Genomic DNA, 21,653 nt, shown 5'->3' on the forward strand with positions numbered 1-21,653 from the left:
GGGGATTATGACGAGGAAGTGGCAACGGCTCGAAGAAAAGAACCACGAATTGGCTCGCGTGGTGTTTTCACACATAAAAACGCCCCGGACCATTGCGGACCGGGGCGCTGAAAAAAAACATGGGGCTGCAGAAGGACTTTAGCTGCTCGCCTGCTTGACCTGAGCTTCGAGCTCAAGCTTGAGGCCCGGGTCAAGCTTGAGCTGTTTGGCCAGTTCTTCCAGGTAGGCACGCTCCATGAAGTGCTCTTCATCCACCAGGATCAGGCTGGCGATATACATTTCGGCGGCTATTTCCGGGGTGCTGGCAGCACTGGCCACTTCGGCAGGGTCCAGGGGTTTGTTCAGCTCGGCCTGCAGCCATTGCCGCAGTGCCGGGTCGCCGTTGAGTTTGCTGAGTTCGCCCTCGATCAACTGGCGCTCGCGTTCGTCCACATGACCATCGGCCTTGGCGGCCGCTACCAGGGCTTTAAGAATCGCCTGGCTGTGTTGCTCAACCTGTGGCGCCGATACACGGTCAATGGTTTGCGGCTCGGTTTGCGGCGCAGTGCCCTGGCTGGCCTGCCAGTTGCCGTAGGCCTTGTAGGCCAGCACGCCCAGGGCGGCCAGACCGCCGTAAGTCAGAGCTTGCCCGCCATATTTGCGCGCACTCTTGTTACCCAGCAGCAGGCCCAGTGCACTGGCCGCCAGCGCGCCGCCACCGGCACCTGAAAGCAAGCCGCCCAGCCCACCGGAACCTCCCAGCAGCCCGCCCAACCCACCTTTTCCGGCACTGGAAGCGTTGCCTTGAGCGCCGGCTTTTTTCTCCAGCATTTGCTGGCCGGATTTCAGTAACTGATCAAGCAATCCACGGGTACTCATACGCAGCCTCTCGCAACAGGGTTCAAGGGAAGCCACAAAGCCCGCCAAACAGGCGGGCTTGTGGTGGAAACAGACGCGCGTCAGTCACGCAAGTCAGACTCATGAATCGGTTGGTCACGGTGGGTGGCACGCTGGTACTGGGCAGGCCACGTGGCCTTTTTGCCACCCAGGTCATCATCGGCGTGCAACGGCCAATACGGATCACGCAACAACTCGCGAGCCAGCAGAATCAGATTGGCCTGACCGGTGCGCAGAATATGTTCGGCCTGAGCAGGCTCGGTGATCATCCCCACCGTGCCGGTGGCGATGCAGGCCTCTTTGCGCACACGCTCGGCAAAACGGGTCTGGTAACCCGGCCCCACCGGAATTTCGGCATTGGCCGCCGTTCCGCCTGAGGAGACGTCGATCAGGTCGACACCCAATGCCTTGAGGCGTCGTGCCAGTTCAACGGTTTCGTCGGGGTTCCAGCCGTCTTCGACCCAGTCGGTGGCCGACACTCGCACAAACAGCGGCAATTCTTGTGGCCACACCCCGCGCACGGCCTCGGTGACTTCCAGCACCAGGCGAATGCGGTTTTCGAAGGAGCCACCGTACTGGTCTCGCCGCTGATTGCTCAGTGGCGAAAGGAATTGATGCAACAGGTAGCCGTGGGCAGCGTGCACCTCAACCACCGAAAAGCCCGCTTCCAGCGCCCGCTTGGCGGCATCGACGAACGCCTGGATCACATCCTGTATCTGGGCTTCGTCCAATTGTGTCGGCGCGGTGTGTTGCGGATCGAAGGCAATCGGTGAAGGTCCGACGGGCACCCAGCCGCCCTCCTCCACTTTGACGCTGCCATGCTTGCCCAGCCACGGACGATGGGTACTGGCCTTGCGCCCGGCATGGGCCAGCTGAATACCGGCCACCGCACCTTGTGCCCGAATAAAGCGGGTGATGCGCTGCAGGGGTTCGATCTGTTCGTCGTTCCACAAGCCAAGGTCCTGGGCGGTGATTCGCCCTTCAGGGCTTACGGCGGTGGCTTCGGTAAAAATCAGTCCGGCGCCGCCCACGGCACGGCTGCCCAGATGGACCAGATGCCAGTCATTGGCCAGTCCGTCGACACTGGAGTACTGGCACATGGGAGAGACCGCAATGCGGTTAAGAAGGGTCAGTTGTCGCAGAGTGTAGGGCTCGAGCAGCAGACTCATGGGTCACCTCTAATTCCAGTGGGTAGGCTCCAAGTACTTCTAGAGACTAGTCGACAACACTGGATGAGGGCGAGTTCAAATCGCACAGGGCAGGAGTAAATTTCCTGTGCGAGTACCCCGCTTTTTTGTGGGAGCGGGCTTGCTCGCGATACAAGCGCCGCGACCTGTCAGACAAATCGGGGGGATGTAATCGCGAGCAAGCCCGCTCCCACAGAGGGGGGACTGGAGGTATTAACGCGGTTCGATATGGGCAATCATCAGTTGCACGGTTTCGTTGCCGCGAAACTCGTTGAGGTCGAGTTTATAGGCCAGCTCTACCCAGCGAATGGTCGGGTTCGGCCACACTTCGCGATCGACTCCGAAGGCAATGCCGTCGAGCTTCACACTGCCGCATTCAGTTTTGAGCACCACTTTCAAATGCCGCTCCCCAACGATGCGCTGCTCAACCAACTGGAACACCCCGTGAAACAACGGTTCCGGGAAGTGCTGCCCCCACGGCCCGGCATTGCGCAGGGCCCGCGCCAGCTCCAGGTGAAACTCTTCAACTGCCAGGCTGCCGTCGGACAACATGCGCCCGGTGAGGTCCTCTTCGCGCAGTTGACGTCGGACTTCGGCATCAAATGCCTGGGAGAACAGCGTGAAGTTGGCCTCGGGCAAGGTCAATCCGGCCGCCATCGCATGGCCGCCGTATTTACTGATCAAGTCCGGATGCTGGGCGGCCACTACGCTGAGTGCGTCGCGAATATGAAAACCCTGAACCGAACGCCCCGACCCCTTGAGCATGCCGTCGCCTGCATCGGCAAAGGCGAAGGTTGGGCGGAAGTAACGCTCCTTGAGGCGTGAAGCCAGAATCCCGATCACCCCCTGGTGCCACTCCGGATCAAACAGACACAGGCCAAACGGCATGCTGTCGATTGTCAGGTCCTTGAGTTGGGCCAGCGCTTCACGCTGCATACCCTGCTCGATGGACTTTCGGTCCTGGTTCATCTCGTCCAGTTGCGCGGCCATTTCCCGAGCCGCATTGGCGTCATCGGTCAACAGGCACTCGATGCCCAGGCTCATGTCGTCCAGTCGCCCGGCGGCGTTCAGGCGCGGCCCCAGGATAAAACCCAGGTCGGTCGAGGTGATTTTTGAGTGATCGCGCTTGGCCACTTCCAAAATGGCCTTCAGCCCCGGACGCGCGCGCCCGGCACGGATCCGCTCAAGCCCCTGATGCACCAGAATCCGGTTATTGGCATCCAGCGGCACCACGTCCGCCACACTGCCCAATGCCACCAGGTCCAGCAACTCGGCGATGTTCGGCGCCTTGCTGTCCTGGTACCAGCCCAGGCTGTTCAAGCGCGCACGCAAGGCGATCAGCACGTAAAAGATGACCCCGACCCCCGCCAGCGCTTTGCTGGGGAATTCGCAGCCGGGCTGGTTGGGGTTGACGATGGCATCCGCCGCCGGCAGTTCGTTGCCCGGCAAGTGGTGATCGGTAACCAGCACGCTCAATCCGGCTTTTTTGGCCGCGGCCACGCCTTCAATACTGGAGATCCCGTTGTCGACCGTAATCAGCAACTGCGGGGTCCGCGTCAGCGCGACTTCGACGATTTCCGGGGTCAGGCCGTAGCCGTACTCAAAGCGGTTGGGCACCAGATAATCGACATGGGCCGCCCCCAGCAAACGCAAGCCCAGCATGCCCACTGTACTGGCCGTAGCCCCGTCGGCGTCAAAGTCGCCCACGATCAGAATGCGCTGGCGCTGCTCAAGTGCCACCACCAGCAAATCCACGGCCGCATCGATGCCCTTGAGCTGCTGGTACGGGATAAGTCGCGCCAGGCTTTTGTCCAGCTCAGCTTGCGACTGCACACCCCGTGCCGCGTAGAGACGCGTCAGCAGGGTTGGCATTTCGCCCAAAAAAGGCAGGGTTTGAGGCAGTGGACGAGGTTCGATGCGCATAAGCGGGTGAAGAGTCTCTTGGTCGTAAAAAAGTGGAGTGGCTTAGCCGCGTTCGCCTTGCAGCCACTGCAACTGCACTTCGTGCTGGCCGCGATCGTCGGTCACGAAGATGGTGCCTTCGCTGATCATGACGTCCCACTTGATAACCCGTGGCATGTCTTTGGCCAGCACTTCAAGAATCTCTTGCGGGACGGCAGCAATGTTGACGTTTTTCAGGTTTTTGATCGCCGGGATCACCTTGCCTTCCCACACACGCAAGCTGCCATAGGCCAGCAAACTGGTGCGCTCGGTACGGCGCGAGCACCAGGTCAGGCGGTCGGCGTCGGGCTGGCCAACTTCGATCCAGTGCAAAACACGGTCATCCAGGCTTTTTTCCCACAGAGCTGGTTCGTCTACATCAGACAGGCCACGACCAAAAGACAGATGCTCGTTGTACCAAAAGGCGTAGGCAAGAAGGCGCACGGTCATGCGTTCTTCGGTTTCCGAAGGATGACGGGCGATGGTCTGCTTGACGCTTTCATAAACCCCGCGATCGAGATCGGTCAGGTTGAGTTCAAACTTGTAGGTCGTGGACGGCTGTGCCATGAACGGGCTTCTTGATACTGAGAAAGGCGGCAAGTCTAACCGATACGCTGTCATTGAACGAATCGACCCGCTTCTTGCCAGCGACCAGCTATGTTAAAAGGCTGTACTCGCTCGCACCCAGGACAAGGATTCCACATGCCGCTTGCCACCAAACCCCTATCAGGCCTAAAGGTCGTCGAACTGGGCACTCTGATCGCGGGGCCTTTTGCATCGCGTATTTGCGCTGAATTTGGCGCACAGGTGATCAAGGTCGAGTCCCCGGATGGTGGCGATCCTCTGCGAAAATGGCGCAAGTTGTACGAAGGCACGTCGCTGTGGTGGTTCGTCCAGGCGCGCAACAAAAAATCCCTGACCCTGAACCTCAAGCATCCCGATGGCCTGGGCATCCTCAAGGCCTTGCTGGCTGACGCCGATATCCTGATCGAAAACTTTCGCCCCGGCGTGCTCGAAAAACTGGGCCTGGGCTGGGATGTGCTGCATGCCCTGAACCCGAAACTGGTGATGGTGCGCCTGTCCGGCTTTGGCCAGACCGGCCCCATGAAAGACCAGCCGGGCTTTGGCGCGGTAGGCGAGTCCATGGGCGGGCTGCGCTACATCACCGGTTTTGAAGACCGCCCTCCGGTGCGAACCGGCATCTCCATTGGCGACTCGATTGCAGCGCTGTGGGGCGTCATTGGCGCCCTGATGGCGTTGCGTCATCGCGAGGTCAACGGCGGGCAAGGCCAGGTGGTGGACGTAGCACTCTACGAGGCCATTTTTGCCATGATGGAGAGCATGGTCCCCGAGTTCGATGTGTTCGGTTTTATCCGCGAGCGCACAGGCAACATCATGCCGGGCATTACCCCGTCTTCGATTCATACCAGCCTGGACGGCAAGCACGTACAGATCGGCGCCAACGGCGACGCTATCTTCAAGCGTTTCATGCACATCATTGGCCGTGACGACCTGGCGAATGATCCGGCACTGGCCAGCAACGATGGCCGTGACGCCCGTCGTGATGAGCTGTATGGCGTGATTGACCGCTGGGTCGGCTCGCTGCCGCTTGAGACGGTGCTGGAGCAGTTGAGCACGGCGCAAGTCCCCGCCAGCCGCATTTTTTCAGCAGAAGACATGTTCACTGACCCGCAATTTCTGGCCCGTGAAATGTTTCTGCAAGCCAAGCTGCCTGACGGCAAAGACTTCAAAATGCCCGGTATCGTGCCCAGGCTGTCTGAGACTCCCGGCTCGGCCGATTGGGTCGGGCCCGAGTTGGGCGCCCATAATCATGAGTTGTTGAGCGCGCTGGGCTACGACGCAGCAGCCATCGCCAACCTCAAGCAAGCGGGCGCCATCTAGGCCCGTTGCCACGTTGAGTGGCAACCGAAGGAGATCAGCACGATGACTCATCGCTTGAAGTGGCGAAGCCTGTGGGCAGGCCTGATAACGCCGCTGCTTCTGGTCTGGGCCACCGGCAGTCAGGCCGAGCCAAAGCTGATCTGGCTGCTGCGCGATCTACCGCCGCTCACGGTGTTTCACGGGCAGCAAAAAGGTCAGGGGGTCATCGATCAAATGATGCCCGTGCTGATCGAAAGCATGCCGCAATACCAGCACGTCATCATGCAGGTCAACCGGGCGCGGGCCCTGCAGATGCTGGGTGAACGGGCACTGGCCTGCGATCCGGCCTTGATCTGGAACCCCGCTCGCGCCCAGTCGATTGTCTACTCCGCACCCGTTGCCGTCATGCACAGCAATGGCATGGCCATATTGAGTGAGAACCGGCACTTGGTCGAACCGTTCATCCAGAACAACAAGGTGGACCTGCCAGGGCTGCTAAAGGCTCAAACCATGAAGCTTGGGGTCATTGCCAAGCGCAGCTACGGCGAGTGGATTGACGCCCAGCTGACCCAGGTCCCTGCCAGTCAGATTGTCATGCATTACGGCAACGATCCGCTGAGCAGCCTGTTGCAAATGCAGCAGGCTGGCCGCATGCCGGCACTGCTGGGGTATTGGCCGGAAATCCAGGCCAAGGCCAACGAACAAGGTTTGTCGCCCGACTCACTGACGTTTTACCCGATTCAGGGCGCACCCGAGTATCAGTCCATTTACATCGGCTGTTCGGCCACACCTGAAGGTCGCGAGGTCATTCGCAGCGTCAATACCCTGCTCAACACATTGGGGCCGCCCCCCATGTCGCACCTGGATTCGCAATGACAAAAAAAACAATAAAAAAAACCCGAGCAGTGGGGAAGCTACTCGGGTTTTAACAAGGTCTTGACGACCCGCTCAACAGGCTACAAGCATCGGAGCAATAGACTTGCTCCTGTTGATGGAAAATCTGACACACCACGCCCGCTGAAAGTTCCCCGATACCAGCAGTTAATTCCCCTTGGCAGCGCCAGCGCTTGAACACGTGCGCTGATATGAGTCCAGCAATTGCCCCAAGCTGCCCGGGGTCAGGGGTTTAGACAAGCAGCCCAACACCCTCAGGCCTTGCTTGCGGGCCAGTTGGGCCGCTCTTTCGATCACAGGGGGCGCCGCCGCACTCAAAATGATCACCGCCCGCGCACTGCGCGCGCGGCCCAGTTCTCTGATCAACTCAAGCCCCGATGTGCCGTCCATGTAGAGATCGCAAATGGCAAGATCGATTGCCCCGCACTTGAGCAGGGACTCCCGGGCCGAGTCCACGCTTTCAGCCGTCAGGACGTCGAAAATCCGAAAAGCGTTCAACATCTGATGCAACGCCATTAACTGAAACGGGTTGTCTTCAAGAATCAATACTTTCAGAGATTGCATCTTGAACCTTCAGGGCATAAACCTACTGTTACAGAGGGTGTGAACTTTAGTAGGCCCAGCAGCCAAGAAACATAGGAAATTTCTGAAAGTTCTACTGCTTTTATACAAAGCTTGTTTTTAACGTTTAAGTGAGCCTGCTAGCTCCACTTCCTGGTCTCGGAGGTATCAAACCACCCGCCTACCAGCCCTTCCAGCCGCCCTGAAACGGAGTAAAACGGGACAGTCCACTGGTAGATTTCCATGCCTCCCGCTTTAAACTCCACCCACCGTTTTTTGTAGCAAGGCTTACGGCTCTGGATCATGCGCATAAGCTCTTGCTGAAACTGCTCAGCCAGCTCATCAGGAAATAAATTGACGTCCGTGACCTTCAATCCGCATATCTGCTCCAGTTGCACCGACAAGCGCTCTTCATAACTTTTATTGCAGGTGAGCAACTCACCTTCCAGGCCCACCACGAATATCGGGCTCGGGATGCCATCCAAAAAACGTCGATTGAGTTCCAGCTCCTCGCGCAGGGATTGCTCAAACCGGCGCCCTATCCCTAGCTGCCTGCGCAGAAACCGGTTCCATGAAAACAGCATGAGGCCAGCGGTAAACAACGCTGCAAATGCCCCATACAACCAGACTGAAGGGTAAGCCCCCCCCTCGATAACAAGGGGTTGACCAACGCCTCCCAACCATCGGGTTCTCAGCGCTCGAAATTCGGCCACTGGTATGGCCTCAAGCGCCTTGTTCATGATGCCAAGCAACTCAGGGTATTGGGTCGATACCGAAAAACTGGCAGCGGTCCATCGCCCATCCACACTGCGCCCGACCTTTAGACGCCCCGGCGGATAGAGGTGAGCTTGTGTCTCGCTCTGGATCGTTGCATCCGCATCACCCGTAGCCACTGCGTGGCGTGCCTGGGCGTAGGTATCCACCAGCAGCAAGGTGATTGCGGGGTACTCACGTCGAATCAAGTCTTCGAGGGCGTGCCTGGCGGGAAGCACCAGTACCTTACCCGCCAACTGGTCCAGCGAACCCAGCCGGGAATCATTGACGCGCACCACAAATACCCAGGGTGCCCCTCCGTAGGAATAAGTGAAATCCAGAAAAGCCGTACGCTCACGGTTTCGGGAGAGACTGGAGTTCATTTGCGCCTCGCCACTTTTGAGCATGTCCAGAATGTTCACCGTTGAAAACGCTTCCTTGTGCACAAACTGCAGCCCGGTCATTCGAGATATACGCGCCAGAATGTCAACGCTCAGCCCTACCCAGCGACCGTCTCCAGCCCTGAACGCGTACAACGGAAACTGTTGGGTGGCGAGGGTCACGACCGGGTGACGCTTGATCCATTCCTGCTCGTCGGGCAACAGATCGATGGGCTGCTGCCCGCTGCTCCCTTCAAGCCCGGTCGTCCAGCGGGCCAGGACCATCTGCCTCGTTGCGTCATCAATGCTGCCGAATGCCTTTTCAATCAACGCCGCTAGCTGGGGCTCGGAGCGGCGAGTGGCAAAAGCAAACCCGTCAGCCGGCAAAACGCTATCACCCATAATGCGCACCCCTGAGTAAGGCCGAACATTCTTGAATGCCTGCACCATGAGCTCGTTACCGATGAATGCATCGATATCCCCTTCAGCCAGCGCTTCCATAGCACTCTGCAAATGGGGGGTGAGGATGATCTCGCTGTCGGGGTAAAACCCATGGGCGGTCTGTATATCGACGTAACCATCGACAAAGCCGATCTTTTTACCCGCCCAGCGCGTAATCGGCTCGAAGTCACTGGCACGCCCGACGATGACCCCTTGATCAACCATGTAGCTGCGGGAAAAAGCGATGCCTTCAATCCCCCGTTCAAAGCCGCTGGCACTGGTCAGGATGTCGATTTTCCCGGCCAGCAGCTCGGCCACTGCCTGGTCTCGCTTTTTGTAGCCCAAAAGCTCGACAGACACTCCCAGCCTGTCACGAATGAGCCCCAGGTAATCGGCGCTGAGGCCCTGGTAGTAATCGCGATCATTGGTGATATCGACAGGTTCGTAATCGCCGAGGGCGATACCCACGCGCAACGTTGGGTGATCGGCCAGCCATTGCTGTTCAGAGGGATCCAGTTGCAGCGGCTTGAACTCGATAAAGCTTGTTGCAAGCCTGAAGGGCAAACCATGGTTGGCAATGGCCGGCTGCATACCGGTCAGGAGAACCATCGCCAGCAATAGGCGCGCCCCTGATTCAAATGCCTGGTGAAGTGGTGACATGACAGAATCCTTGGCCACAAACCCGCCAACATGCGGGGTCTAAAAGCGGCCAAGGATGCCATGCGCAAACAAAAAAGCCCGTCAGATGACGGGCTTCAAAACGCGTAAGACAAATGCCTTTAAAGAGGCTTGCCTCGATTGCCATGCTGGCTGACAAAGGCTTGAACAGCCTTGAGATCATTTTCCAACACGGTGTAGCGCTCTTCTCGCTCAAAAAGGTCGGAAAGGTGCGACGGCAACTCCTGCGCTTTTCCTATGCCGGCTTTCTCAACTGCTTCCGGGAACTTGACCGGGTGTGCCGTGCCCAGGATAACCATCGGAATATCCAGGCTGCGACGGCATTCGCGAGCTGCACGCACGCCAATGGCAGTGTGCGGATCCAGCACTTCACCGCTCTCGGCAAACACCTGGGCGATGGTTTCGCAGGTCTGCTCATCATCGACTGCCAACGAGTCGAACAGACGGCGCGCCTCGGTCCAGCGATCATCTTCAACGCTGAAGTTGCCGGTTTGCTTGAACGTGTCCATCAGGGTTGCAACCGCCGCACCATTGCGACCGTGAAGATCGAACAGCAAACGTTCGAAGTTCGAAGACACCATGATGTCCATCGACGGCGACAGGGTCGCGTGCAGGGTGTCCTTGGCGTACTGATTGCCGCTCATGAAGCGATGCAGGATGTCGTTGCGGTTGGTGGCAACGATCAACTGGTTGATCGGCAAGCCCATGTTGCGTGCCAGGTAACCCGCAAAGATGTCGCCAAAGTTGCCGGTAGGCACCGAGAACGACACTGAACGGTGGGGGCCACCCAGTTGCAGGGCTGCATGGAAGTAGTAAACGATCTGGGCCATGATCCGCGCCCAGTTGATCGAGTTCACCGCGACCAGGCGTGTGCCCTTGAGGAAACCCTGGTCGGCAAAACTGGCCTTGACCATTTCCTGGCAGTCATCGAAGTTGCCTTCGATGGCGAGGTTATGAATGTTGTCACCGAACAGCGTGGTCATCTGGCGACGCTGAACTTCCGACACCCGGTTATTGGGGTGCAGGATGAAAATGTCGACATTCTCGCAATGCTTGCAGCCTTCAATGGCAGCCGAGCCGGTATCACCGGAGGTTGCTCCGACAATCACCACGCGCTCGCCACGCTTTGCCAGCACGTAGTCGAGCAAGCGACCGAGCAGTTGCAGGGCGAAATCCTTGAACGCCAAGGTCGGGCCGTGGAACAGCTCAAGCACCCATTCATTGCCATTGAGCTGACGCAGCGGCGCTACCGCTGCGTGGGAAAACGCGCCGTAGGTTTCTTCGAGAATCTTTTTGAAGTCCGCATCCGGGATACTGCCGGTCACAAACGGGCGCATGACCCGAAACGCCAACTCGTGGTACGGCAAACCTGCCCAGGAGGCGATTTCTTCCTGGGTAAAGCGCGGCAGGTTTTCCGGCACATACAAACCGCCATCGCTGGCCAGCCCGGCCAGCAATACATCTTCAAAATTCAGGGCCGGTGCCTGGCCACGGGTGCTGATATAGCGCATGTTTTTCAAACCTTCGGTTTGAGCGCCAAGCGGCCGGGAACCTGCCGCTTGGCACTATCAATTAATTGAGATGTTCAACGCGGATACGAACCACTGGCCCCACTACGCCCTGCAACGTTTCAAGCGCCGTGATCGCATCGTTCATGTGCTGCTCGATGACCCGATGGGTCAGCAGAATCATTGGCACCAGACCATCGTGCTCCTCGACCTCTTTTTGCATGATCGACTCGATGTTGATACCACGCTCGGACAGGATACTGGCCACTTGAGCCAATACGCCCGGATGATCCTTCGCCTGGATACGCAGGTAGTAGGCGCTTTCACACGCATCGATCGGCAGGATCGGGTGATCGGACAACAGGTCTGGCTGGAAGGCCAGGTGCGGCACACGGTTTTCAGGGTCGCTGGTCATGGCGCGAACCACGTCCACCAGGTCGGCAATCACGGACGAAGCCGTTGGCTCCATGCCCGCACCTGCGCCGTAGAACAGGGTCGAACCGGCAGCATCACCATTGACCATGACGGCGTTCATGACGCCATTGACGTTGGCCAGCAGGCGATCAGCCGGAATCAGCGTTGGGTGAACACGCAGCTCGATACCATTGGCCGTGCTGCGCGCAACACCCAGGTGCTTGATGCGGTAACCCAGGGCTTCAGCGTAATTCACGTCAGCGGTTGTCAGCTTGGTGATGCCTTCGGTGTAGGCCTTGTCGAATTGCAACGGGATACCGAAGGCAATCGACGCCAGAATCGTCAGTTTGTGTGCTGCATCGATCCCTTCAACGTCGAACGTAGGGTCGGCTTCGGCATACCCCAACGCTTGCGCTTCAGCCAGCACGTCTTCGAAAGTACGGCCTTTTTCACGCATCTCGGTGAGGATGAAGTTACCGGTACCGTTGATGATGCCCGCAACCCAGTTGATGCGGTTGGCCGACAGGCCTTCACGAATGGCCTTGATCACCGGGATGCCGCCTGCAACGGCCGCTTCGAACGCAACGATCACGCCCTTTTCCTGAGCCTTGGCGAAGATTTCGTTACCGTGAACGGCAATTAGTGCCTTGTTCGCAGTCACGACATGCTTGCCGTTCTCGATGGCCTTGAGCACCAGCTCACGAGCGATGGTGTAACCACCGATCAGCTCGATGACAATGTCGATTTCAGGGTTGGTCGCAACAGCGAATACATCGTTGGTAATGGGGGTACCGGTAATGTCGCACTGAGGGTTTGGCGTACGCATTGCAATTTGCGCAACCTGGATACCACGCCCGGCACGGCGCGCAATCTCCTCGGCGTTACGCTTTAGTACGTTGAAGGTGCCGCCACCGACGGTCCCGAGCCCACAGATACCTACTTTGACCGGATTCACGCTGAACTCCCCATAAAACGGCCGACTCAAGGTCGGCCGTGGAAAACAACCGTGGATTGCCACGGTTCTCTATTAATAGCCGGGCAGTTGGACTGCCCCGCCATGATCGTCAAAGGCTTACCGTGACGATGCAGGATTATTTAACACTGAGTGCCAGCTTGCCAACCTGTGCAGCAGGCTGATAACCCGGAATTACCTGACCGTCAGCCAAAACAATGGCTGGCGTGCCATTTACACCGATGGACTGGCCCATCGCGAACTGCTTGGCGACCGGGTTGGCGCATTTTGGCGCCTCGACCGTTTTACCGTCAGTCATCTTGTCCATCGCCGACTTTTTGTCCTTGGAGCACCAGACAGCCTGCAGTTGCTGGTCACCTGGAGAACCAAGGCCCTGACGCGGGAATGCAACATAGCGCACTTCGATCCCCATTTTGTTCAGCTCAGGGACTTCGGCGTGCAATTTGTGGCAATACGGGCAAGTGGTGTCGGTAAAGACCGTGATGTGCGACTTGGTTTCACCGATTGCAGGGTAAACGACGGTCTCTGCCACCGGAATGCCATTGATCAATTTGGCGACGCCAACACGCTCTGCCTGCTCGGTCAGATTGACCGGCTTACCGTCCTTGAGCTGGAACATATAGCCTTGAACGATGAACTGTCCATCCGCACTGGCGTACAGAACGCGACTGCCCTTGAGTTTGACTTCATACAGGCCGGCCATCGGGCTTGCGCTGATGCTCTCGACCGGAACATCCAGCTGCAACGTTTCGAGGCTCTTGCGAATAGCTTGCTCGGCGCCGGTGTCGGCGAACGAAAACGTACTGACCAACGCAATGGCTGCGGCGGCAAAAATCTGGGTCACGCGCATGGGAACTCCTGAAGACGGGCAACGCGGCCAACCCGCAATACCCGTCATGGAACTTCGAGTAGGGGCGGCGCGCTTTCTGAACCGGCAAAGCCTACCACAGATGGCTTGCATGACCGACTACCACTAGCCACGCGGGTGATGGCGGGCGTGGAGGTCCTGCAGGCGGGCACGGGCCACATGGGTGTAGATCTGGGTCGTGGACAGGTCGCTATGCCCCAGCAGCATTTGCACCACACGCAGGTCGGCGCCGTGGTTGAGCAGATGGGTGGCGAAGGCGTGACGCAAGGTATGAGGCGACAGTGACTTGTCGATCCCCGCGACTTTGGCTTGATGCTTGATGCGGTGCCAGAAGGTCTGGCGAGTCATTTGCTCACCTCGCTGGCTGGGAAACATCACATCACTGGGGCGCCCTGCGAGCAGCTCATGCCTGGCATCGCGCATGTAGCGCTCAACCCAGACGATGGCCTCCTCCCCCATCGGCACCAGGCGCTCCTTGCTGCCCTTGCCCATCACCCGCAACACCCCCTGACGCAGATTGAGCTGCTCCAGGGTCAGGCTGATCAACTCTGTCACCCGCAAGCCACAGGCATACAGCACTTCGAGCATGGCCCGATCACGCTGACCGATGGCATCACTCAGATCCGGAGCGGCGAGCAGCGCCTCAACGTCGGCCTCTGACAGGGACTTGGGCAACGGCCGGCCTAACTGCGGCATATCGACCTGCAGCGTCGGGTCGACGGCAATCAGCTTTTCTCGCAGCAAGTAACGATAGAACCCCCGCGCGCCTGACAGGAAGCGCGCGGTGGATCGGGGCTTGTAGCCATGCTCCAGTCGCCAGGCCAAGTGATCGAGGATCAATTCGCGCCCGGCATTGATCAATGCAATGTCGCGCTCGCCCAACCAGCCATTGAACAAGGCCAAATCACTGCGATAAGCGCCGCGAGTGTTGTCCGAAAGGCCTTTTTCCAACCACAAGGCATCCAGGAAACGGTCGATAAGTGGATCGTTTATAGCGGGCATTGGCTCTCGAAATGCGCAGGCCAGAGGCTGCGCACAAATAAAAAGTGAACTGCAAAAGTGGCCGCTAGTCTTTCATAGCCGGCGCACGCCATAAACCCCAAGTTCCTACAGGATCACCTTATGACCGAACAACAGATTCTGCTGTCTTTCGGCGGTATCGGCATTGCAGCCCTGGGCTCCCAGTGGCTGGCCTGGCGGCTGAAGTTGCCGGCCATTCTGTTTTTGCTGTTGACCGGGATTTTAGTGGGCCCCGTATTGGGCTGGCTTAACCCTCAAGAGCTGTTCGGCCCCTTGCTGATGCCGCTGGTTTCTCTGGCTGTAGCGTTGATTCTGTTTGAAGGCAGCCTGACCCTTCACCTGTCCGAGTGGCGCGAAATCGGCACAGTGGTGCATCGACTGGTCACCATCGGAGCGCTCTCGACCTGGGCGGTGATTACCCTGGCTACCCATTGGCTGCTGGGCTTTGACTGGCTGCTGGCCTTGCTGTTCGGCACCCTGACGCTGGTCACAGGGCCGACGGTGATTGTGCCGATGCTTCGTGTCGTGCGGCCCAAGGCGTCTATTGCCACTATCCTGCGCTGGGAAGGCATTGTCATCGACCCGATTGGGGCGCTGCTCGCGGTCGTGGTTTACAGCTTCATCATCGCCAGCGCCACGGGCGAAGGCCTGAGCCACAGCCTGCTGACCTTTGCCGGGGTGATTGTCTGCGGCAGCGTGTTCGGCATCGTGGGCGGCTGGATCATGGGGCATATCGTGCGCCGCCAATGGCTGCCCGAGTATCTTCAAAGCCTGGCAACACTGGCGGCGGTGCTGGCTGTGTTTATTGGCGCCAATGAGGCCATGCATGAATCGGGCTTGCTGGCGGTCACGCTGATGGGCATGTGGATGGCCAACATGAAAGGCGTGGATGTACGCAACATCTTGCACTTCAAGGAGAACCTGAGCATTTTCCTGATCTCGGGCCTGTTCATTCTGCTCGCCGCGCGCCTGGACTTGAACGCCATGATCGGTCTCGGGCCGGTGGTGCTGGTGTTGCTGCTGATTATTCAGTTTATTGCTCGCCCACTGAACGTCGTGCTCTCAACGTTTGGCTCAAAACTGAACTGGCGTGAACGCGCTCTACTGGCCTGGATTGCTCCGCGCGGAATTGTCGCTGCAGCCGTTTCTGCGATTTTTGCAATCAGGCTGGACGAAGCGGGTCACGAAGGCGCGTTGCTGCTGGTGCCGCTTACGTTTGCGGTGATCATTGGCACCGTGGTACTGCAAAGCGCCACGGCACGGCCTCTGGCCCGCCTGCTGAAAGTGGCCGAGCCCGCGCCCAGCGGCTTTTTGATCGTCGGCGCCAATGGCCCGGCCCGTCTCATCGGCAAAGCCCTTCAGCAACTGGGCAGCCGGGTACTGCTGACCGACTCCAACTGGGAAAACATTCGCTCAGCGCGCATGGAAAACCTGCCGACTTACTTTGGCAACCCGGCATCAGAGCACGCCGAATCCCATCTTGACCTGGTGGGCCTGGGGTATTTGCTCGCCCTGTCGCCGTCTGGCGAGCTGAACACCCTGGCAGCGGTTCGTTTTCACCACGAGTTCGGCCCCCAGCGCCTGTTTGCCCTGACCAATGGCCAGGAAAGCCGGCGCACCGACAAACATCGCGCCAGTCACGAGTACCGTGGGCAAGCGCTGGGCAACCCGGCACTGACTTATGGCCAGCTGGCCAGTGAACTGAGCCAGGGTGCCGAGTTGTACAGCACGAACTTGACCGACAACTTCACCTGGGAGGACTACCAGAACCTGCACGGTAAACGCGTCACCCTGCTGTTCGCCCGGGACGGGAATGGCTGGGTCCATGTGGTGACACCCGACAGCGAGTTGAAACCGGGAACCGGGTGGACGTTGCTGGCACTGATCAGGCAGCAGAGCTGAAGCCTCACCTTCCTTGTGGGAGCGGGCTTGCTCGCGATGGCATCCCTGCGGTGTGCCAGCCAGACCGCGGCGCTTGCATCGCAGGCAAGTCAGCTCCCACATGTAATGCGCTGCTCACAAAACTGCGCAATGCCGTTTTACGAGGCAAACCCTGGCAACACCGGCACCGGGCGCTTGTCATCATCGATGGCAACAAAGCTGAACAAACCCTGGATGGCCAATTCGCGGCCATCGCAACTCATGCTTTCGACATACACCTCAACCTCGACCTTGAGGCTGGTGTTGCCGACTTTAACCACTCGCCCCACCAGCTCAACGATGCAACCCGCGGCAATGGGGTGGTTGAAGTCAATGCGATCGGTAGACACCGTCACCAGCGGCAGACGACAAAAACGAGTGGCGGCGATAAACGATACTTCGTCCATCCAGGCCAGCGCAGTGCCGCCAAACAGGGTGTTGTGGTGATTGGTGGTCGATGGGAAAACCGCTTTGGTAATACGGGTAACGGACAATTCAGTACGACGTTGAATCTCTTGCTCACGCAAAGTCATGCTTTTACTACCTACAACTGGACAAAGGTATGACAAATCTCAGGCAACAAAAAAGCAGCCCGAAGGCTGCTTTTTTCTGCATCGGGAAGCTGGACTTAAGCCAGTTTTTCCTTGATGCGAGCTGCTTTACCGGACAGGTCACGCAGGTAGTACAGCTTGGCTTTACGAACGTCACCGCGACGTTTCACTGCCATGCTGTCGATTTGCGGGCTGTAGGTCTGGAAAGTACGCTCTACGCCAACACCGTTGGAGATTTTACGAACAGTGAAAGCACTGTTCACGCCACGGTTACGCTTGGCAATCACTACACCTTCGAAAGCTTGCAGACGCGAACGATCGCCTTCCTTCACTTTCACCTGAACGACAATGGTGTCGCCCGGGGCAAAAGGAGGGATCTCTTTGGTCATCTGCTCTGCTTCGAGTGCAAGGATGATTTTGTTAGTCATGCTGTGCTCCTAAGGTAGATCAACTGATCTACCATCGATACGTTGTTAACTATCGTCCCGCTCGCGGATATATTCCTCGAGCAGCTTCTTCTCTTCTCCAGAAAGCGAGCGGCTTTCCAGAAGATCGGCGCGTCGTTCAAAGGTCCGCCCAAGGGACTGCTGTAAACGCCAACGCCGGATGTGTGCATGATTGCCACTAAGCAATACGTCGGGAACACGCTGATCCGCATACACCTCCGGTCGGGTGTAGTGCGGGCAATCCAGCAAACCATCCGTGAAGGAATCTTCCTCCGCGGAGTCCGCATGCCCTAAAGCTCCAGGCAGCAGTCGTGTAACCGCATCAATCAGAACCATCGCCGGTAGCTCGCCACCAGAGAGTACATAGTCACCAATCGACCACTCTTCATCGACATAAGCGTCTATAAAACGCTCGTCAATGCCTTCATAACGACCTGCAATGAGGATTAATGCTTCCTCATTCGCCAGTTCGCGTACCGCCGACTGATTCAGTTGACGGCCTTGGGGCGACAGGTAAATAACCTTCGCCGCCTCTCCGGCTGCTTCTCTGGCCTGAACCAGTGCATCTTCCAGAGGCTTGATCTTCATCACCATGCCCGGACCACCGCCAAATGGGCGATCGTCCACAGTGTGATGTCGGTCCGTTGTGTAGTCTCGCGGGTTCCAACAAGTCAGCTGCAAGAGCCCTTGTTTCACCGCACGACTAGTGATGCCGTAGTCGCTGATGGCGGAAAACATTTCGGGAAACAAACTGATCACTTCTACGCGCAATTTAGCCACGCTTAGAAGTCCGCATCCCAATCCACCTTCATCTCGCCGGCTACCAGGTCGACGCTCAGCACGCATTGCTCTGTATAGGGCAACAAGCGATCGCGATCATCCAGGCTACCTGGGCAAGGTTTGACTTCCATGACATCGTTCGAGCCAGTTTCCATCAGGTCAACAATCTTGCCGAGCAATTGCCCTTCAAGGTTGGTCACTTTCAGTCCCTGCAGCTGGTACCAGTAGTACTCGCCGTCGGTCAGTTCAGGAAACAGGTTACGCGGCACGCAGATTTCGAATTCACGAAGAAGACCAGCTTCATCACGGTCATCGAGACCCTTGAGCTTCACAACCAGAAACTTGCCGTTATGAGAACGGCCACTGACCAGCTCTGCCTGTCGTACATCATTGCCGCGCCGAAGCGTCAGCTTTTTGTAGTCCAACAGGTTATCAATTGGATCCGTAAAGGAATAAACCTTCACTTCGCCGCGCACGCCGTGAATCGAATAGATTTTGCCGATAACGATCAAATCATCAGCAGTTTCAGGCGTCACGCTCATATTGCTCAGGCCGCAGCCTTAGCGTTTTCTTTAACCAGCTGAGCAACACGCTCAGACAGTTGAGCACCAACGCTCAGCCAGTAGGCGAGGCGGTCTTCTTTAACGGAGAAACGGATTTCCTGACCACGGGCAACCGGGTTGAAGAAACCAATTTGTTCCTTGTGGGAACCGTCACGTGGGTTACGGCTGTCGGTAACGGTCAAGTGGTAAAACGGGCGCTTTTTGGAGCCGCCAAGGGCAAGACGGATTGTTAGCATGTGAACATCGTTCCTGTAGTCGGTGCTGCAAATCTAAAGGCACAGCGGGCATAGGTGCCCGAAAGGCCGCATATTCTAAGGAATATCCGGACTTTTGCAAATGTCTTTTTCTGGCGCCTATCGGCATGCCGTACAGACTTGCAACGAGATCACCACGAATGGTGACAGGTCAGCTCCCGCACAGTGCGGGTTTGCCGGGTGTCTCGCATTGCTGCGAGTTGCCCGCACGCAAGCGTACGGGCGGGTAAATTACATTTTTGGCATGCCGCCGCCGGGCATCATCGAGCCCATGCCGCGCATCATTTTGGCCATCCCACCTTTGGTGGAGAACTTTTTCATCATCTTCTGCATCTGCTTGTGCTGCTTGATCAAGCGACCGATGTCCTGCACCTGAGTGCCGGAACCCATGGCAATACGGCGTTTACGCGAACCGCTGATCAGCTCAGGGTCACGGCGCTCGGCCGGGGTCATGGAGTTGATGATGGCTTCCATCTGCTTGAACTGCTTTTCAGCTGCGCCCTGGGCATTGCCCATTTGCGCCAGATTGACACCGCCCATGTTCGGCAGCTTGTCCATGAGACCGCCAAGGCCGCCCATGTTCTTCATCTGTTGCAGTTGGTCGCGGAAGTCTTCGAGGTCGAAGCCTTTACCTTTCTTGAGCTTTTTGGCCAGTTTGTCGGCTTTGTCTTTATCGAGGGTCTGTTCGGCCTGCTCGATCAGGCTGAGCACGTCGCCCATGCCCAGGATGCGCGAAGCGATACGGTCCGGGTGGAAAGGCTCAAGCGCGTCGCTCTTCTCGCCCATACCGATGAACTTGATCGGCTTGCCGGTAATGGCACGCACGGACAGTGCCGCACCGCCACGGGCATCACCGTCGACCTTGGTCAGGATCACGCCGGTCAGCGGCAATGCGTCGCCGAAAGCCTTGGCGGTGTTGGCCGCATCCTGGCCGGTCATGGCGTCAACGACAAACAGGGTTTCAGCAGGCTTGACGGCCGCGTGCAACTCCTGAATCTCAGCCATCATCTCGGCATCGATATGCAGGCGACCCGCGGTATCGAGGATGACCACGTCGATGAACTTCAGCTTCGCTTCAGCAATGGCTGCGCGAGCGATGTCTACCGGCTTCTGGCTCAAGTCGGACGGGAAGAAGGTCACGCCGACTTCATTGGCCAGGGTTTCGAGCTGCTTGATCGCTGCCGGACGATAAACGTCGGCCGAGACCACCATCACGGTTTTCTTTTTGCGCTCTTTAAGGAAGCGCGCCAGCTTGCCGGCGGTGGTGGTTTTACCCGCACCCTGCAAACCGGCCATCAATACAACAGCTGGCGGCGTGACATTGAGGACCAGGTCCTCGTTGGCCGCGCCCATCAGGCTTTCAAGCTCAGCCTGGACGATCTTCACAAACGCCTGGCCAGGCGTCAGGCTGCGGGACACTTCCGTGCCTACAGCGCGCTCTTTGACCGCGTTGACGAAGTCTTTGACGACCGGCAACGCCACGTCGGCTTCCAGCAACGCCATGCGCACTTCACGCAGGGTGTCTTTGATATTGTCCTCGGTCAGCTTGGCCTTGCCGGTGACATGGCGCAGCGTCTGCGAGAGACGATCGGTTAAATTTTCAAACATGCGCGATCCTTTCAGGCCCAAAGTAGACCGGGGTTATTGCGGCCCAGCCCGTGTAAAACTGATGCTCGGCGAGCCTGCGGCGTGGGCAGGTCGCGGATTATAGCGAAGACTGGCCGTGTCCGACACCTTGCCGTCGGCTTATGTGGTCTTTCGTGTACAGGCGGTTGTATGCCAAACTCAGTCCTTTCGGGCTTGCCTAACAGGATTTATGCTCCCCTTGTCACCCAGCTTGCTACCCAGCCTCGCCGCCGCCTGCTTATATGCCGCTGCGACCTTCTATCAAGGCTCTTGCCTGCGCCAAGGCGCAAAGGCGAACAAACGCCTGTTGGTGACGCTTGGCATTCTTGCCGTGCTCGCCCACGCCGCCAGCCTGTTTACCCACCTGATGACGCCTGCCGGCCTTGAACTGGACTTTTTCAGTGCAGCCAGCCTGATTGCCGCGGCCGTGATCACCGTGACCCTGGTTGCCTGCGCACGGATACCGGTCGAGAACCTGCTGCTGCTTTTATATCCGCTGGGCATGCTGACAGTGCTGCTGTCCGAATTCGCGCCGCCCGGCACGGTTCAGGTCATTAATGAAGAGCCCGGCATACTCGCGCATATCCTGCTGTCGATCCTGGCCTATGGCATGTTCACCATCGCGGTGTTCCAGGCATTGCTGCTGTCGCTGCAGAACTATCAGCTCAAGCACAAGCACCCCAAGGGCCTGATCAAAAACTTCCCGCCGCTGCAAACCATGGAAAGCCTGCTGTTCGGCTTCTTGTGGGCCGGCTGGTCACTGCTCTCGATGTCCCTGATTTCCGGCTGGCTGTTTTTGGGCAACCTGTTCGCCCAACACCTGGTGCACAAAACCTTGCTGGCCTGCCTGGCATGGATCGTATTCAGCGTGCTCTTGCTGGGCCGTTATCACCTCGGCTGGCGCGGCCATAAAGCCATCCGCTGGACGTTTGCCGGCTTTTGCCTGTTGATGCTGGCCTACTTTGGCAGCAAGCTGGTTCGTGAATACATTCTGCATATCTGACGGGCGATAATTATGGATAGCTTGCCCCCTGGGCCGATTCTGGCGGTCTCGGCGCTGTTGATCGCAGGAGCCGGGATACTTGTCGGCTATTTTCTGGGCAAGACTGGCGCAGCGGCCAAGCGTGCAGAAGCCCTG

Annotated in this window: 20 protein-coding genes; 4 read left to right on the plus strand and 16 right to left on the minus strand. The window is 58.0% G+C overall.

The features are described from left to right. Positions 1-138 precede the first annotated feature (138 nt). The 4 genes from AACY07_RS01920 to AACY07_RS01935 all read right to left on the minus strand — a co-directional run bounded on the left by AACY07_RS01920 (position 139) and on the right by AACY07_RS01935 (position 4,571). Complete coding sequence (locus AACY07_RS01920) at positions 139-858, minus strand: tellurite resistance TerB family protein (protein WP_339473264.1); 720 nt, start codon at positions 856-858, stop codon at positions 139-141. An 80-nt stretch (positions 859-938) separates the two neighbouring features. Continuing rightward, positions 939-2,045 (minus strand): NADH:flavin oxidoreductase/NADH oxidase, encoded by a 1,107-nt coding sequence (locus tag AACY07_RS01925; protein WP_133077770.1) that lies wholly within the window; start codon positions 2,043-2,045, stop codon positions 939-941. Positions 2,046-2,276: 231 nt separating this feature from the next. Then, a complete protein-coding gene (recJ, locus tag AACY07_RS01930) occupies positions 2,277-3,986 on the minus strand; it encodes a single-stranded-DNA-specific exonuclease RecJ (protein ID WP_133077771.1) in 1,710 nt (569 codons plus the stop codon). A 42-nt stretch (positions 3,987-4,028) separates the two neighbouring features. After that, entirely contained in the window at positions 4,029-4,571 is a 543-nt protein-coding gene (locus AACY07_RS01935) for a YaeQ family protein (RefSeq protein ID WP_019822101.1), read from the minus strand. Between the two features lie 135 nt (positions 4,572-4,706). Between AACY07_RS01935 and AACY07_RS01940 the strand changes: the two genes are divergently transcribed. Together AACY07_RS01940 and AACY07_RS01945 are read left to right on the plus strand one after the other, a co-directional pair. Then, positions 4,707-5,906 carry a CaiB/BaiF CoA transferase family protein gene (locus AACY07_RS01940; protein WP_133077772.1) on the plus strand — a complete coding sequence of 400 codons (1,200 nt, stop codon included), beginning with the start codon at positions 4,707-4,709 and terminating at the stop codon, positions 5,904-5,906. Positions 5,907-5,948: 42 nt separating this feature from the next. After that, positions 5,949-6,761 (plus strand): TIGR02285 family protein, encoded by an 813-nt coding sequence (locus tag AACY07_RS01945; RefSeq protein ID WP_339473266.1) that lies wholly within the window; start codon positions 5,949-5,951, stop codon positions 6,759-6,761. Positions 6,762-6,926: 165 nt separating this feature from the next. On the opposite strand, the gene AACY07_RS01950 is transcribed toward AACY07_RS01945, so the two are convergent. The 6 genes from AACY07_RS01950 to xerD form a co-directional block, all read right to left on the minus strand. Then, a complete protein-coding gene (locus tag AACY07_RS01950; RefSeq protein WP_339473268.1) occupies positions 6,927-7,343 on the minus strand; it encodes a response regulator in 417 nt (138 codons plus the stop codon). 137 nt (positions 7,344-7,480) lie between these two features. After that, positions 7,481-9,574: a transporter substrate-binding domain-containing protein gene (locus tag AACY07_RS01955; RefSeq protein WP_339473269.1), complete on the minus strand. Its 2,094-nt coding sequence runs from the start codon at positions 9,572-9,574 to the stop codon at positions 7,481-7,483. Between the two features lie 119 nt (positions 9,575-9,693). Next, a complete protein-coding gene (gene thrC / locus AACY07_RS01960; protein WP_339473270.1) occupies positions 9,694-11,103 on the minus strand; it encodes a threonine synthase in 1,410 nt (469 codons plus the stop codon). A 61-nt stretch (positions 11,104-11,164) separates the two neighbouring features. Continuing rightward, positions 11,165-12,469 carry a homoserine dehydrogenase gene (locus AACY07_RS01965; protein ID WP_133077777.1) on the minus strand — a complete coding sequence of 435 codons (1,305 nt, stop codon included), beginning with the start codon at positions 12,467-12,469 and terminating at the stop codon, positions 11,165-11,167. A 136-nt stretch (positions 12,470-12,605) separates the two neighbouring features. After that, complete coding sequence (locus AACY07_RS01970; protein WP_133077778.1) at positions 12,606-13,337, minus strand: thioredoxin fold domain-containing protein; 732 nt, start codon at positions 13,335-13,337, stop codon at positions 12,606-12,608. Positions 13,338-13,460: 123 nt separating this feature from the next. Then, entirely contained in the window at positions 13,461-14,357 is an 897-nt protein-coding gene (gene xerD / locus AACY07_RS01975) for a site-specific tyrosine recombinase XerD (protein WP_339473273.1), read from the minus strand. A gap of 120 nt (positions 14,358-14,477) precedes the next feature. Here xerD and AACY07_RS01980 point away from each other — a divergent pair, with 120 nt between their 5' ends. Continuing rightward, positions 14,478-16,277 (plus strand): cation:proton antiporter, encoded by a 1,800-nt coding sequence (locus AACY07_RS01980; RefSeq protein ID WP_326427326.1) that lies wholly within the window; start codon positions 14,478-14,480, stop codon positions 16,275-16,277. A gap of 137 nt (positions 16,278-16,414) precedes the next feature. Here the strand turns inward: AACY07_RS01980 and AACY07_RS01985 are convergent, their stop codons facing one another. The 6 genes from AACY07_RS01985 to ffh all read right to left on the minus strand — a co-directional run bounded on the left by AACY07_RS01985 (position 16,415) and on the right by ffh (position 20,497). Further along, positions 16,415-16,828, minus strand: a complete 414-nt coding sequence (locus AACY07_RS01985) for an acyl-CoA thioesterase (RefSeq protein WP_019822086.1) — start codon at positions 16,826-16,828, stop codon at positions 16,415-16,417. 95 nt (positions 16,829-16,923) lie between these two features. After that, positions 16,924-17,274: a 50S ribosomal protein L19 gene (rplS, locus tag AACY07_RS01990; protein ID WP_003440273.1), complete on the minus strand. Its 351-nt coding sequence runs from the start codon at positions 17,272-17,274 to the stop codon at positions 16,924-16,926. A 45-nt stretch (positions 17,275-17,319) separates the two neighbouring features. After that, positions 17,320-18,072, minus strand: coding sequence for a tRNA (guanosine(37)-N1)-methyltransferase TrmD (gene trmD / locus AACY07_RS01995; RefSeq protein WP_003440270.1), 753 nt, complete (start codon positions 18,070-18,072; stop codon positions 17,320-17,322). A gap of 2 nt (positions 18,073-18,074) precedes the next feature. Then, positions 18,075-18,614: a ribosome maturation factor RimM gene (gene rimM / locus AACY07_RS02000; RefSeq protein WP_133076263.1), complete on the minus strand. Its 540-nt coding sequence runs from the start codon at positions 18,612-18,614 to the stop codon at positions 18,075-18,077. A 5-nt stretch (positions 18,615-18,619) separates the two neighbouring features. Continuing rightward, a complete protein-coding gene (gene rpsP, locus AACY07_RS02005; RefSeq protein ID WP_095001251.1) occupies positions 18,620-18,871 on the minus strand; it encodes a 30S ribosomal protein S16 in 252 nt (83 codons plus the stop codon). Between the two features lie 249 nt (positions 18,872-19,120). Further along, positions 19,121-20,497 (minus strand): signal recognition particle protein, encoded by a 1,377-nt coding sequence (gene ffh / locus AACY07_RS02010; RefSeq protein WP_016781914.1) that lies wholly within the window; start codon positions 20,495-20,497, stop codon positions 19,121-19,123. A 208-nt stretch (positions 20,498-20,705) separates the two neighbouring features. On the opposite strand from ffh, the gene AACY07_RS02015 reads away from it, so the two are divergent. Next, positions 20,706-21,518 (plus strand): cytochrome C assembly family protein, encoded by an 813-nt coding sequence (locus AACY07_RS02015; protein ID WP_133076264.1) that lies wholly within the window; start codon positions 20,706-20,708, stop codon positions 21,516-21,518. Positions 21,519-21,653: the final 135 nt, after the last annotated feature.

This window comes from Pseudomonas sp. RL_5y_Pfl2_69, assembly GCF_963970465.1.
In the GTDB taxonomy this organism is placed as follows: domain Bacteria; phylum Pseudomonadota; class Gammaproteobacteria; order Pseudomonadales; family Pseudomonadaceae; genus Aquipseudomonas.

Coding starts and splice junctions, on each gene's coding strand:
- AACY07_RS01920 (WP_339473264.1), bottom strand. CDS start 858: ATGAGTACCCGTGGATTGCTTGATCAGTTACTGAAATCCGGCCAGCAA.
- AACY07_RS01925 (WP_133077770.1), bottom strand. CDS start 2,045: ATGAGTCTGCTGCTCGAGCCCTACACTCTGCGACAACTGACCCTTCTT.
- recJ (WP_133077771.1), bottom strand. CDS start 3,986: ATGCGCATCGAACCTCGTCCACTGCCTCAAACCCTGCCTTTTTTGGGC.
- AACY07_RS01935 (WP_019822101.1), bottom strand. CDS start 4,571: ATGGCACAGCCGTCCACGACCTACAAGTTTGAACTCAACCTGACCGAT.
- AACY07_RS01940 (WP_133077772.1), top strand. CDS start 4,707: ATGCCGCTTGCCACCAAACCCCTATCAGGCCTAAAGGTCGTCGAACTG.
- AACY07_RS01945 (WP_339473266.1), top strand. CDS start 5,949: ATGACTCATCGCTTGAAGTGGCGAAGCCTGTGGGCAGGCCTGATAACG.
- AACY07_RS01950 (WP_339473268.1), bottom strand. CDS start 7,343: ATGCAATCTCTGAAAGTATTGATTCTTGAAGACAACCCGTTTCAGTTA.
- AACY07_RS01955 (WP_339473269.1), bottom strand. CDS start 9,574: ATGTCACCACTTCACCAGGCATTTGAATCAGGGGCGCGCCTATTGCTG.
- thrC (WP_339473270.1), bottom strand. CDS start 11,103: ATGCGCTATATCAGCACCCGTGGCCAGGCACCGGCCCTGAATTTTGAA.
- AACY07_RS01970 (WP_133077778.1), bottom strand. CDS start 13,337: ATGCGCGTGACCCAGATTTTTGCCGCCGCAGCCATTGCGTTGGTCAGT.
- xerD (WP_339473273.1), bottom strand. CDS start 14,357: ATGCCCGCTATAAACGATCCACTTATCGACCGTTTCCTGGATGCCTTG.
- AACY07_RS01980 (WP_326427326.1), top strand. CDS start 14,478: ATGACCGAACAACAGATTCTGCTGTCTTTCGGCGGTATCGGCATTGCA.
- AACY07_RS01985 (WP_019822086.1), bottom strand. CDS start 16,828: ATGACTTTGCGTGAGCAAGAGATTCAACGTCGTACTGAATTGTCCGTT.
- rplS (WP_003440273.1), bottom strand. CDS start 17,274: ATGACTAACAAAATCATCCTTGCACTCGAAGCAGAGCAGATGACCAAA.
- rimM (WP_133076263.1), bottom strand. CDS start 18,614: ATGAGCGTGACGCCTGAAACTGCTGATGATTTGATCGTTATCGGCAAA.
- rpsP (WP_095001251.1), bottom strand. CDS start 18,871: ATGCTAACAATCCGTCTTGCCCTTGGCGGCTCCAAAAAGCGCCCGTTT.
- ffh (WP_016781914.1), bottom strand. CDS start 20,497: ATGTTTGAAAATTTAACCGATCGTCTCTCGCAGACGCTGCGCCATGTC.
- AACY07_RS02015 (WP_133076264.1), top strand. CDS start 20,706: ATGCTCCCCTTGTCACCCAGCTTGCTACCCAGCCTCGCCGCCGCCTGC.